The sequence below is a fragment of the Ignavibacteriales bacterium genome, assembly GCA_026390795.1.
Lineage (GTDB): Bacteria > Bacteroidota > Ignavibacteria > Ignavibacteriales > Melioribacteraceae > Fen-1258.
In genome coordinates, this window is the sequence record JAPLFG010000003.1 from 2,204,412 (window position 1) to 2,217,784 (window position 13,373).

The 13,373-nt window shown below is 33.4% G+C and carries 11 protein-coding genes; all 11 read left to right on the plus strand.

The features are described 5' to 3' along the window. Nucleotides 1-13 precede the first annotated feature (13 nt). The 11 genes from NTX65_13145 to NTX65_13195 all read left to right on the plus strand — a co-directional run bounded on the left by NTX65_13145 (nt 14) and on the right by NTX65_13195 (nt 13,357). Nucleotides 14-1,615 (plus strand): glycosyl hydrolase family 28 protein, encoded by a 1,602-nt coding sequence (locus NTX65_13145; protein ID MCX6170286.1) that lies wholly within the window; start codon nt 14-16, stop codon nt 1,613-1,615. Nucleotides 1,616-2,240: 625 nt separating this feature from the next. After that, complete coding sequence (locus NTX65_13150; GenBank protein MCX6170287.1) at nt 2,241-2,564, plus strand: hypothetical protein; 324 nt, start codon at nt 2,241-2,243, stop codon at nt 2,562-2,564. Between the two features lie 5 nt (nt 2,565-2,569). Next, complete coding sequence (locus NTX65_13155; protein MCX6170288.1) at nt 2,570-3,418, plus strand: HDOD domain-containing protein; 849 nt, start codon at nt 2,570-2,572, stop codon at nt 3,416-3,418. 2 nt (nt 3,419-3,420) lie between these two features. Beyond that, on the plus strand, nt 3,421-5,151 hold the full coding sequence (locus NTX65_13160) for an ATP-binding protein (protein MCX6170289.1): 1,731 nt from the start codon (nt 3,421-3,423) through the stop codon (nt 5,149-5,151). A gap of 295 nt (nt 5,152-5,446) precedes the next feature. Continuing rightward, nucleotides 5,447-6,181: a LytTR family DNA-binding domain-containing protein gene (locus NTX65_13165; protein MCX6170290.1), complete on the plus strand. Its 735-nt coding sequence runs from the start codon at nt 5,447-5,449 to the stop codon at nt 6,179-6,181. Between the two features lie 2 nt (nt 6,182-6,183). Further along, nucleotides 6,184-9,189, plus strand: coding sequence for a histidine kinase (locus NTX65_13170; GenBank protein MCX6170291.1), 3,006 nt, complete (start codon nt 6,184-6,186; stop codon nt 9,187-9,189). 295 nt (nt 9,190-9,484) lie between these two features. Beyond that, nucleotides 9,485-10,141 carry a hypothetical protein gene (locus NTX65_13175; protein ID MCX6170292.1) on the plus strand — a complete coding sequence of 219 codons (657 nt, stop codon included), beginning with the start codon at nt 9,485-9,487 and terminating at the stop codon, nt 10,139-10,141. A 384-nt stretch (nt 10,142-10,525) separates the two neighbouring features. Then, nucleotides 10,526-11,761: a fibrobacter succinogenes major paralogous domain-containing protein gene (locus NTX65_13180; GenBank protein ID MCX6170293.1), complete on the plus strand. Its 1,236-nt coding sequence runs from the start codon at nt 10,526-10,528 to the stop codon at nt 11,759-11,761. Between the two features lie 17 nt (nt 11,762-11,778). Next, a complete protein-coding gene (locus NTX65_13185; protein MCX6170294.1) occupies nt 11,779-12,408 on the plus strand; it encodes a hypothetical protein in 630 nt (209 codons plus the stop codon). 22 nt (nt 12,409-12,430) lie between these two features. Beyond that, nucleotides 12,431-12,763 carry a hypothetical protein gene (locus NTX65_13190; GenBank protein MCX6170295.1) on the plus strand — a complete coding sequence of 111 codons (333 nt, stop codon included), beginning with the start codon at nt 12,431-12,433 and terminating at the stop codon, nt 12,761-12,763. Nucleotides 12,764-13,108: 345 nt separating this feature from the next. Then, complete coding sequence (locus tag NTX65_13195; protein MCX6170296.1) at nt 13,109-13,357, plus strand: hypothetical protein; 249 nt, start codon at nt 13,109-13,111, stop codon at nt 13,355-13,357. Nucleotides 13,358-13,373 lie beyond the last annotated feature (16 nt).

The following is a 13,373-nucleotide window of genomic DNA, read 5'->3' on the forward strand; positions in this document are numbered from 1 at the left end:
GGGAATAGGAATTATGAATTTAGATCGGAGTAAATTTTTTGCTCTCTGCAGTTTTATTTTTATTATCAATTTGTCTGCACAAACCACGCGTGAAATATTTGTTAAAGATTTTGGCGCTAAAGGGGACGGTGTTTCTTTAGACACAAAAGCGATTCAGAATGCAATTGATAAGTGCGCCGAGGAAGGAGGAACTGTATTCTTTTCACCTGGTAAATACTTAACCGGTTCATTGGTGTTGAAAAGTAATGTAGATATATACCTCGTAAACGGCGCGATAATTCTTGGCAGCACTAATCTAAATGATTATATCGAACATCAGCCGGAACTTCGATCATACAACGATGCTTTTCTAAAATACAGTTTATTCTATGCAGAGAAAGTAAAAAATATTTCGATTCGGGGCGAAGGGATAATTGACGGGCAAGGCGGCTCATTCAAAGTAACCACAAAAGTAAAGCCCGACCGCTATAAAAACAGACCATTCATCATCAGATTTGTAGAATGCGAACAAGTTAGGATTGAAAATCTAACGCTTCAAAACTCAGCAATGTGGATGCAGCAATATCTTGCATGTAACGACTTGGTAATTAGAGGTATAAAAGTTTTCAATCATGCAAATCAAAATAACGATATGATAGACATTGACGGATGCAGCAACGTTATTATTTCCGATTGCATTGGCGATACAGATGACGATGGAATTGTTTTAAAGAGTACATCTCCGCATATTACCGAAAATGTTGTAATCAATAATTGTATTGTCAGCAGTCACTGTAATGCTCTTAAATTAGGGACAGAATCAACAGGTGGTTTCAGAAACATTGCTGTATCGAATATTATTATAAAACCATCGAGGGTTAAAAAAACTATTTTCGGTTCACCTACAGGAAACGGTGGGATAAACTTATCAACTGTTGACGGTGGAATTCTGGAAGGAGTAGTAATTTCGAATATAAACATAGATGGACCGGATGTTCCAATATTTTTAAGGTTAGGAAATAGAGCACGTAAATATTCAGAAAGCGCTTCGCCTGCTGGTGTCGGGGAATTTAGAAATGTAAGCATCGGCAACGTAATTGCTACGAACATTAAAAGTTTCGGCTGTTCAGTTACAGGAATACCGAACCATTACATTGAAAACGTTATGCTTAATAACATTACAATTGTTTTTAATGGCGGTGTGAAAAAAGAAGATTATAAAACAGAAATTCCAGAATTAGAAGAAAATTATCCCGAAGGAACGATGTGGGGAAATCTTCCTGCTTACGGATTTTATTTTAGACATGTCCGCGGAATAAAACTTATTAACGTAAATATTTCTTTCAAGGAAACAGATCAACGTCCCGCCATAATATTTGATGATTCAAAAGATGTAGCAATTAATCAATTGGACGCAATGGTAAACGGTGAAGCAAATAATTTGATCGGTCTTACCAGAAGTCAAGATGTTTTTATAGAAAATTCGGTTTCAAAAGGTTCTGCAAAACATTTTGTATCTGTATCTGATTCTGTTTCAAAAAATATTTTCTTGAATGGTAACGATCTAAGAAACTTCGAGAGACCTTTCTCCCAAAAGGTGAAAGGGCAAGTAAAATTATTAAATAGTATTAATTAGATCGATTAAGGATCTGTCAGGAAAGTATTATAGAGAATTAAAATCTGAAAGATTGTTATTGCTTGATGAATTTAGAGGTAATTATCTTTTGTCTATCTTTACTGGTTATTACAAGTAGAACATCCTCGTTGATATTCAATAAAAAATGGCGGACCAAACCGTTCCTTGTCTACAGTCAAATATTTAGAAGATTACCTATTAGGAATTATAAAAATTCAAGATAAAATCTTATTGCCGATTAACGAACGCCTTAAGTTCTGCAAAAATCTCAACGTAAAGATATTATCCAACCACATTTCTTTCACTGTGAATAATTAACCAGCGATTGAAAATCTTTGAAGCAGCTCGAAATCTCGAATCTCACATAATTTCTTTTTATTCAAGCCGCAATACGATGTGCTAAACAAAATAATTTCTTTTAATACCCTCAAAGATGTATTAAAACGGAATATCTAAAAACCGCAATTCTTACATTGAAATGTTTAAGTATAGAAAGTTAGTCTTCTTATAAAATTAAATTATATACACTTTCACTCGATAATGCTAATAATAGGGGAACTTCCTTGTCAGACGGATTGGGAAAATAATAAATAATATTCAGCGAAATGAAGTAGGGTAAAGTTTGATGAGTAAATCAATTCCCGTCGAAATGATTGAAGATGGAATGGAGCTCGCGGAGCCCATAAAAAATAAATATGGACAAATAATGCTTGCAGAGAATGCAAAGCTGGAGTCCAAACAAAAAAAAATGTTGAAAGTATGGGGGATTTCCTCAGTTATAATTGTCGCCGATGATGAACCTTTTGAACATAAAGCCTACGATCCTGAAATAATTGAAAAAGCAAAAATAAAGTTGAGCGAAAAAATATTATGGCAGCCCGGAAATCAATTTGAAGAAGAGATTTATCAACTGGCCTTAGAAAGAATTCTTGAAAACCATTTCTCGTGATATAAATGATTTCCATTGAAAACATAATAAATAAAATTAATACACTTCCAACGCTGCCCACAGTATACTCTAAATTAACTGAAGCAATCGAAGATCCGAATAATACTGTTGACCAAATCTCAAAAATTATTTCGGCGGATCAGGCCTCGGTATTCAAAATATTAAAAGTTGTTAACTCACCATTTTACGGGTTCCGCGGAAAAATTGATACGATCTCGCAAGCGATTTTCTATCTAGGCTTTAACGAAGTGCGAAACATTGTACTGGCTCTTTCGGTTATAAATATGTTTTCGAAGGAATCTGCACTAAGAGATTATAGTCCGGTGGATTTATGGTCTCATTCAATCGGAGTTGGAATATTGGCAAGAGCTATTGGCGCATCGGTTAACGAAAAGAATTTGGAAAATTATTTTGTCGCCGGAATTTTTCATGATATCGGCAAATTAATTTTTATGGAATATGCCCCAGAAGAATATCAAAAAGTGTTTGATTTATTGAAAGTAAGGAAAATCACTATATCAGACGCAGAAACGGAAGTATTCGGAGCTGATCACTCCATAGCCGGTTCTCTTCTGGCGGAAAAATGGAAACTCCCTCCTTCAATTCAAAAAACAGTACGGTATCATCACATTCTGAACGGGAATGAACTGAATAATATTCTTCTGGGTTCAATTTATATAGCGGATATATATGCTAACGCTATGGAATTGGGCTTCGATGGAAGCTCTATTATATCTCAACCAAATAATGTAGTCTGGAACACAGTCAAACTTAAACCGGGTTACATAAAATCAATAAGCAAAAAATTGAGGGAAGACTATAATCACACAATTAAGATTATACTAGTAGATTAACGATGAATAATGCATCCGGAAATATTGTTCTTGAGGAAGAATTAAACAGAATTTCAAAATTCTATTATTCTACGTTCGAAAAAAGATCCAGATTCGAAGTGATTGATGCCGGTCTGAAAATTTACAAAGATTATTTTGACTGCACCAATATCTCTTTGTTTATGCTCAATAAGAATACATTTGATTTCAATCATTTTGCATCATTAAAACATAATGAGGAAACTGCTACTATTCTTTTCGAAAGACTGAGCGACAAAGGGGGAATTACGGCATGCCTCGAAGCAGGATCTGCAACTTTCTATTCGTTGGAAGATCACAATTTCAACTATCAGTATCTCTATATAATACCATTGATCGGAACGTTCGGTGTACTTGGAATAACAATAATTGAACTGAAAGAAAATCATCCTATTGATGACGTGCAAAATCTTTTCGTTACTAATTATTCAAACATCTTCTCTCTCATTCTCGAAAATCACAACATGATAGTTGAACTGCAGACGGAAAAAGAGAAAGCCGAGGAGCGCAAACAGTTAAGTCAAACGGTAAATGTTCAAAGCACGAAGGATTTGAAAAATATATTGGATAGAGTTCAAGTTGGTATCATGCTCGTAAACGTTTCGAACAAAAAGATAGTTGATGTGAATGAAATGGCATCAACCATGATCGGATCGAGTAAAGAATTTCTTATTGACCAAGAAATTACTAAATATTTGTACTCGCTGGGTCCGCAAAATAGATCGAACGAATTTATAGATAACCAGGAAGGATTGCTTAAGAAAGAAAATGGGACTCTCGTTTCGGTTCTACGAAAAAGTTCAAGGGTAGAAATTAATAACGAAGAATTTTATCTGGAAAGTTTCATTGATATAACTCACCGAAAGAAAATGGAAGATGAACTTCAAAAATCTCATTTCAAACTGGAGCAACGAGTTGAAGAAAGGACCAATGATCTTCGCAAAATAAATATTGAGCTCAATCAGGAAATTGATAAAAGGATTGAAGCCGAGTTCCGGCTGGTTATCTCTAAAGAAAAAGCGGAAGAATCAAATAGAATAAAGACTGCATTGCTGGCAAATATGAGCCATGAGTTTAGAACTCCTCTAATAAGCATACTGGGGTTCTCTGAAGTTTTAGCTATGGAACTTGAAGACGCTGAACAAAAAGAGATGACTAAAGATATTATGAGTGCCGGTCAAAGATTATTAAAAACTTTGGACGGTGTACTTCATCTTTCTCAATTACAAACCAACACTTATCCCGTCAATTTTGTTCAGATAGAAATAACGGGATTGATAAAAGAAATTTCCGAAAGATTCATCACCAAATTCCAGGAGAAGAATTTAGCATTTAAGATCAATATAAAATCGGAGCAAATTTATCTTATTATAGATCCGGATCTCTTATCTATCGCATTAAATAATATTTTAGATAATGCGTTAAAATATACAGAGTATGGAGAAATCGTTCTAAACTTGGAAATAAAATCTATTGATGAGAACAAGATTGTGTCGATCTCAATATCGGATACCGGTATGGGCGTAGCCGAGAATGACTATGAGGTCATATTTGAAGAATTCAGGCAAACAGATGAAGGTTACAAAAGAAACTATGAAGGATGCGGGTTAGGTTTGACGCTCGCTAAAAGAATGATCGAATTAATCGACGGAACAATTCAATTAGAAAGCTACATTGGCAAGGGCTCTACATTTACAATTCTGTTCACTACTTAAATTATTTATCACTTGTTGCGTCCGCATTTTTAATGACTCACTCCGAATAAAATACTGCTTGACTTATTTTACTGTTCTAGATAAATTCATATCAGTTATAATCAATTTAGTTGATAAGAGAATCATCTTAAAACAAAAATCTTTTTCTTTCCAGACCGTCTTTTCGTTGTATCAAAATTCTATATTGTTGAAGGAGTTTTCTTTTAAAAATTTTCAAATATAAAGTAGTACACAAACTAAACATAAGTTATGATGATTGAAATAATTATTCAAAACATATTTAATATAATTACTCATGAATAAGCTGAAAGCAATAATAATTGATGATGAACTTCACGGAAGGGAAAATCTTAAGAAGATCATTGAAACATATTGCCCGGAGATTGAAATTCTTGCGTGTGCCGACTCTGTTGTCAATGCAAAGAAACTTGTAAATGCTCATAATCCGGATGTGGTCTTTCTCGATATTAGTATGCCGGTACTTGATGGGTTTGATTTTCTTGAGGAATTCGACGAGTGCAAATTTATGACAGTATTTGTCAGCGCACATGAGGAATTCGGCATTAGAGCCGTGAAAGCCGGTGCTGTTGATTATATTCTTAAACCGATAAATATAAAAGAACTAAAACAGACTGTGAAAAAGCTTTTATTACTTCACAATAAGGCAAAAAAGATTGAGACTCCTCTCGATATTGAAAAATTAGTTCTTCCTGCTTCTCATGGCTTTAATGTACTTGTGATAGATGAAATAATCAGACTGGAGGCAGAAGGATGTTATACAAAAGTGGTAATTAAAGAGGGGAAAAATGTAGTTGTATCCCGCACTTTAAAAGATTTTGAAGATAATTTACCAAAAGAAAAATTTTTCAGAATCCACAAATCGCACCTAATTAATCTGAAGTATATCAAAGACTATTCAAACCTGAGCGGAAATTTTGTAACAATGATTGATGGCAGTAAAATAGAAATATCACGCCGGAAAACCCCAGAGTTTATTCAAAAAATAAAGACAGCGCTAAAGACTGTCTGATAATGTTAAAAAAAATTCAAATATTTACTTTACTCAGTTTTTTACAATTTGCCTCTCTTTTTTCGCAGACCCCTTCTTATTACCACTATACTTCATCGGACGGGATGGCTTCTTCTACTGTTTTTGATATTATGCAGGATAAAGACGGATTTATTTGGTTCGGCACTTTAAATGGTTTAAACAAGTTTGATGGAAAACATTTCACAACATTTAATGTCAAAGATGGTCTTAATTCGAATGTAATAACATCCTTGGTGGAAGGAGACAGCGGTGAGATCTATTTAGGTAATTATGAAAAAGGAATAAATATTTTAAAAGATGGAAAAATTGAAAACTACAGAGATAGAATTAACGGTAAAAATTTTAATACAACATATTTATTAAATTACCACGGGAAAATATATACATATACGAACTATTCGATATTTATTACAGATCAAAATTCAAAGACAAACTTTACAGATCATATAATTGAGCCACTCCCTTTTTATTTACTGCGAATCGCAAAATTATTAGACAATAAATTAGTTGTCCTTACTTCAAAAGGATTATACAAAATAACTAATAATTTACTTTTCAAAATGAATATAGCCGGCTTGCCTGATACCAATTTTTATTGTCTGGCCGAACGAAGCGACGGCAGTTACTTTATCGGTGCGAGAGGATCAATCTATCTCGTAAAGAATAATCGCGTTATTAAAAAAATAAGTATCGACTCACATCACGACAAAATGTTTTATCATATATTCTGCGATAAAGAAAATAATATATGGTTTTCGATTTTGGGCAAAGGTTTCTTTTTGATTCCCAACAACTCCAGTAAAATAATTGAGATGGGAAGTAAGATGGGGCTTGAAAACACTCAGGTTGATTGTTTTTATGAAGATAGTGAAGGTAACATATGGATAGGCACGTACGGTAAAGGCGTTTATTGTTTAAATAATCTTTATATAAAAAACTATACTGAAAATGATGGGCTAAATAATAATAATGTTATTAGTATCGAAAAAGAAAAATCTGGCAGATTATTAATCGGAACGATTAACGGCATTAGTATTTTACAAAATGGGGTCGTTGAAAGAGTAAAAGATAATTCGGGCAAGGATATATCGGGTTACATAAACAGTATTAATAGTTTTGATGATTATATGTATGTCTGCTGGGCACCCGAAAACCCTGAGATAAAAAATGTCTCGTGTAATGGATTGAAATTCCGGTTTATAGTCACCTCGTCATTTTACAAAACAATGAATGGTTCTTATTTGTATGGAAGTATTGGCAATTCCATAAGTAGCTTTAACGGGTATTACAATAAACGGACAGATTTCCATTCGATTCAAATATTTGGGGACAGCACTATTCAAAATCGCGTAAATGTAATTCTTGAAGATAAGCGTAAAAATATTTGGGTTGGTACAAGTCTTGGCTTATGCAAATTATCAGGTAGTTCTGGTAAATCTGAAATAACCAATTTTAATAAAACTTTTTTTAAAGACGATCCTGTGCTGAGTTCCAAAATTAATTCAATTTATGAGGATACTAAAAACAATATATGGTTCACAGGTGCAAAAGGATTTGCAAAATATAATCTTAATAATAATTCGGTTACAAGCTATACAAGTATATTAAATCATGATTTGTCAACTACTACTTCTGTTGTTTCTGATAGCAAAAACAGAATTTGGGTTGGAAGCATGAAGGGGCTTTATTTAATTGACGGCAATTCAATAAAATTACTTAATAGTAAAACAGGCCTTCCTTCAGATGAAGTACTTGCTCTTAATTATGACTCCGGAACGAACATATTGTATATAGGTACAAGTAACGGACTTTCTTCTCTCGATGTAAATATGTTTGACAACTATAAGCATCTTCCTCTTGAAGTCAAAATCAATAGTATACGGGTAAACCAATTTACTTATTCATCTCAAAACAATTTGGTTCTTCAGCCCGATCAAAATAATGTGTACTTAAATTTTAGAGTTATTAATTATTCTTCACCCGGATCGGTGCAATTTAGATATATATTAAACGGTGATGTGAGAGAGACTAAAAATGATTTTCTTGATTTTAGTTCACTTAAGTATGGGGTTTACAATCTTCAAATAATGGCCAAAGATCAGAATACAGATTGGGGCAAACCATACTTAATAACTTTTAGAATTCTCCCGCACTTTATTGAGACAATTTGGTTTAACCTCATCATTATGACTTTACTAATAATTACAGCCCTACTAATATTAAGTTGGAGATTAAAACTAAATAGGGAAAAAAATAATGAACAATTGGAGCTTACAGAAAGAATTAATGATTTAAAACACCAGGCGCTTTCGGCTATGATGAATCCGCATTTTATCTCCAACTCACTTAACTCGGTCCAGTATCTTGTAAACACTCAAAGATATGAAGAAGCAAACGACTATATAGCCATGATGGCAAAGCTGATGAGGAAAAATCTTGATACAGCGGGGAGCGGATTCATTTTATTGTACGAAGAGATCAGTCGGCTGAAACTTTATCTCGATTTAGAAAAGTTAAGATTCCAGGATAGTTTTTCATATGAAATTATCACCGGAACTGATGTCCATACCGGTTATTTGATGATACCTAACATGATCATACAACCCTTTGTGGAAAATTCTCTATGGCACGGTATCATGGATTCAGGAATCAAAGGTCTGCTTACTGTTTCTTTCTCATTTGAAGATGTTGAAATTGATTCTAGTACTGTCAGATCATTGATAATCAAAGTAACAGATAACGGAATTGGACTAAAAGAAGCCATGAAGAAAAAAGAAGAGGATCATATATCGAGGGGAATCCAGATAATTGAAGAGAGACTGAAATTACTTAGTGCAAAGATGAATCTTCCGCAGCCGATAATGTTTGAAGACTTAAGTATACGCGATGAAAATGCTCACGGAACTGAAATAATAATTTCACTTCCTCCGCCTCTTTATAAAATAATCAATCCAGATTCAGATCATTCATTTTCGGGTACCGATTAATTCTTAACCCATACCTTTTACTTACTAATACATACCGTACACTTGTTGGTTATTTTTGTCTCAACCTATTGTATATAAATTTGATAAAAAGCTAATATGCTCAATGTCAGTTTGATAAGTAAGCTTTGCTATGGAATGCTTCCGTCAAAAATTGTAAAAATATAAGGATCAACAAATGCAGCCAATTAAACATCTAAGAAAAGTGCTTTCTCCTCAAATTGTTATTGCAATATGTGTGCTAATTTCACTAGGCAGCGGATATTGTTTCTCTCAATCAAATAATTCAGGAAAAACTATGAAGACAACAAAAAGTAATATTAAGACAAAGAATGGAGCAACTGTTTATCTAGAAAAAAGTGATCCAAAATTCATATCAATAAAAGACCGGGTGTTATCCGATCTGGATGAAATAGTAAAACAATTCGACCCTGAATCGGAGAAGAACAAATTAATTGATATCCAGACTAAAACGTGGACTGAAGAAATGAGAAAGGAATCTCAGGCATTAGGTGCTGAATCAATTAATGATTATACGACGCAAACACATTTAGATGTCGGGACATTCATGATGGTTATTACCAGTATCGGAGGATATGATCAGAAAAAATTGGAAAGGGAATGGGAAGTTAGGGTACAATCTGCGGGTACTGATAAATATATAGCTGAGTTCTGGGAAGATGGTATTGCCGTGAATTCAGAAGAAAATGCCGTGGCTTATGCACATGAATTAGCTAATAGTGAATATGCCAAGAAACACCCGGATAGCGATGTTGGAAATTTAGAAGTAATCAAAAATAATTATGCTACTACTCGTAAAAATATAAAAGCCGGTAAGCAGGAACGGTACACAAAAATGATTGCTTTGCTCTATAGTATAGATAAAGTTGGGACGGTTTCTTTTATCAATCCATTCCAGCCTTCGATCGATTTTCTTAAAAAGAATAGCAAGTAAAAAGAATGAAATTCTAAAACTTGATTATGGTATTCCAACAATGCGCGTATCTTTGATGCGACGAGAAATTTGTGCGATCTTCGTTCCACTGTTCTGTATTTTATCCGGAAGCACATTTTGTTTTTCTAAGTCTAATAAAACAAGACAAACATAATGCAAAAGATGCATATCGCCGCTCTTGAAAAAAGATTTCAGAAGCTATTGATAATTTTGTACTCAAATAATAAACTCCAAATTTTACCCATGCCACTTCGAAGGAGATCTATAGACAATCATAGGGAAATTTAATTTGAACTTGAGTTTTGAAGAAGAATAATTAAAAGAATTTAAGATTTTAGCATGACAAGTTTTTATGAATCAATGCCATAAACTGAGAGACAAAAAATGAAAAACGGAATAATCATATTGACCTTAATATCATCATTCATTATGTGTTGTAATACAACCTTTTTGAATCACAAAGACTATAATTTTAAGGTAAAAGACTTTGTCTGGAATATAAAAATTGAAGGCCAAGTTGGTGAAATCTATTTTAAAGGATCGAACTTTATTTTCGGTAGAAATGCGAATTCGACATTTATTGTAATATCCCCAGACAACGGTGCTATTTTAGATACTTTAAATCCGTATACCATCGAAAAGGAAAGAGAGTGTTTAATTAACGACGGTACCGGGGAATATAAAAGCGGTTACTCTCTACATAATGTTCCTGTTGATAAGCAGAAATATTCAAAAGTAACTTTAAAAAGTATTGACAGACAATACCGCGGCGACTCAGAAACATTTTATCTGATTGTAAATACTCTTTCCAATAAAGAGTATACAATTCTATTCAATCGCAGTCAATTTGATTTCATTTCGGATATTACTTATTACAAAGACGGGAAGTTTATAATGACATATAATGGAGAAGCGGAAAGCGAAGTAAATAAATATACCGAGCATATTGGGCTTTTTGACTTGGGAAAAATAATTAAAGATGATTACAGAACAGGAACTGATTCTAAAGAAGTGTTTCTAAAAAGCGAGGACAGTATTGTAAAGAAACGAGAGATGAAAGGAATAAAAACTAATGGGTCAGTTAAAATAGGTAAACAAGAATGGTCGGTTGAAAATTTAAATGTTGACAGATTTAGAAATGGTGATTTGATTCCAGAAGCGAAGACAACGGAAGAATGGATGGCATCTGGAGAGAATGGCAAACCAGCATGGTGTTATTATGAAAATGATAATGAAAAAGGGAAGAAATATGGTAAGCTGTATAATTGGTATGCGGTGAATGATAAAAGAGGAATGGCGCCGGAAGGCTGGCACATTCCAACTATTACTGAGTTAAAAACATTGGTCACAACAGTAAACAATAACAGCAATGTCTTAAAAGAGATTGGCCAATATACTGGAACAAATACAAGTGGATTTTCTGCTTTGCTTGCGGGTTACCGCGAACCCCATGGTAACTTCACCGTTTTTGGTGAATACACTGGCTTTTGGAGTTCTACGGAACACTACAATGTTACGAACGCATACTACGTGTACTTGTGGGGCAATGATAACAATATCAACTTGTTCTATAGCACCAAGGAGTACGGTTTCAGTGTTCGATGCCTCAAGAATTTTTAGGTTAAATAATAAAATCTATGCAAAAATTAAAACGATTTGAAAAACGTTATAGAGCATTTAACAAAATGAAAATATTGTTAAGCATGTTGGTAATATTTATCCTCATCAGTTGTAAAGGAACTGAACCGAGAGTGAATAAAGCTCAAGGATATTTTAATGTGGATTCAATTCATACAGATTACTTATTTAGTTTTTCAGAGGATAGTGAATCTCCCTATGGAACGTCTAGTGGTTATAGAAACTTAAAAGGAGAGATCATCATTCCGATAGGAAAATACAACCATTGTTTTACTGATACTTTTAAAAACTTTGCATTTGTTTTTGATGATAAGTTAACCCATTCGAAAGTTGTAGCAATTGACAGAAATGAAAATATTTTATTTGATGTATACATGTTTGATAATGGTCCGGACGAGTTAGCAAATGGTCTTTTTCGAATAATACGAAACGGAAAAATAGGTTACGCTGATAAAAACGGGATTATAGTAATAGAACCAAAATTTGAATGTGCGGATAAATTTGAGCATGATAAAGCTAGTGTTGCTTTAAAGTGTAGACTTGTAAAAGACGAATCTGATCCAGAACATTCTAGAATGGAAAGTGACTCCTGGTTTTACATTGATAAAAAAGGAAATAAAGTTAAATAAACCAAACCAATCAAATCGCGCTATGGAAAAAATTACTCTGTTTTATTTAGAAAGACCTGATATTAAAATATCCATACAGATTTACTTCAATGAGAAAGACCAGTTATACTTTGATGGCTATGATATTGGTAAATCCGTTGAAGAAATTATGGGTGATTCTGATTATGAGTATATCTATACAATAGAGCCAGAGGAAGTAAATAAGTTCTATCAAATTTTTAATTTAAAAACTGGAGATAAGTCAGGTCTATTACAAGCAATAAAAAAAGGATTTAGTGTTAATAAAGCTTACTCATTATTTGGAGAATTTATGCGTGAGAATAATATAAAGTTTAGTAGTTTCAACTGGACCTAATAGGTCATTTGCTTTGGTTAAATAATAGTAATATGAAAATTACTTGAATATTCAAATGAGTTTTAGACCGGTTAACATTAGATGATATTAATAGTATTGTGCATATTCAAAATCTCTTCCGAAGTTAAAATTTGAGAATGGAAAGTGACTCTTGGTTCTACATTGATAAAAAAGGAAATAAAATAAAATAAACAAAAACGCCCTATAACAGGCACAACTCTTTTTCGCTTACCGATTAATTCTTGATTCGTACCGTTCACTTACCGATACACACCGTACGCTTGTTAGCTATTGTAACGGCTACATCAAGCATATAGATTCGTACAAAAATCTGGCAGAATAATATTGAATACTATAAAAAAGCTGATGGGATTCTTTACAAAAAAGCATTCTAATTCCACGCCTCTTCTAATTATCAAAAAAGATGCGGACAACGCAAACGTAAAAGAATATAAATCAATTGAAGAAGCCATAGCCGATCTGGAAATTGATCCGAATGTTCCACCCCACAAAATAGAAAAGTTAAGATTGTCTTTGAAGAATCTGAAGAACAGAACTTCAATTAAGATCAGGAATGGAGAGATTGTAAGATGAAAATTATTTCAACAAT

Excerpts from the sequence above, each read along its gene's own strand:
- NTX65_13175 (MCX6170292.1), top strand. The coding sequence starts at position 9,485 with ATGAAGACAACAAAAAGTAATATTAAGACAAAGAATGGAGCAACTGTT.
- NTX65_13160 (MCX6170289.1), top strand. The coding sequence starts at position 3,421 with ATGAATAATGCATCCGGAAATATTGTTCTTGAGGAAGAATTAAACAGA.
- NTX65_13180 (MCX6170293.1), top strand. The coding sequence starts at position 10,526 with ATGAAAAACGGAATAATCATATTGACCTTAATATCATCATTCATTATG.
- NTX65_13190 (MCX6170295.1), top strand. The coding sequence starts at position 12,431 with ATGGAAAAAATTACTCTGTTTTATTTAGAAAGACCTGATATTAAAATA.
- NTX65_13185 (MCX6170294.1), top strand. The coding sequence starts at position 11,779 with ATGCAAAAATTAAAACGATTTGAAAAACGTTATAGAGCATTTAACAAA.
- NTX65_13155 (MCX6170288.1), top strand. The coding sequence starts at position 2,570 with ATGATTTCCATTGAAAACATAATAAATAAAATTAATACACTTCCAACG.
- NTX65_13145 (MCX6170286.1), top strand. The coding sequence starts at position 14 with ATGAATTTAGATCGGAGTAAATTTTTTGCTCTCTGCAGTTTTATTTTT.
- NTX65_13170 (MCX6170291.1), top strand. The coding sequence starts at position 6,184 with ATGTTAAAAAAAATTCAAATATTTACTTTACTCAGTTTTTTACAATTT.
- NTX65_13150 (MCX6170287.1), top strand. The coding sequence starts at position 2,241 with ATGAGTAAATCAATTCCCGTCGAAATGATTGAAGATGGAATGGAGCTC.
- NTX65_13165 (MCX6170290.1), top strand. The coding sequence starts at position 5,447 with ATGAATAAGCTGAAAGCAATAATAATTGATGATGAACTTCACGGAAGG.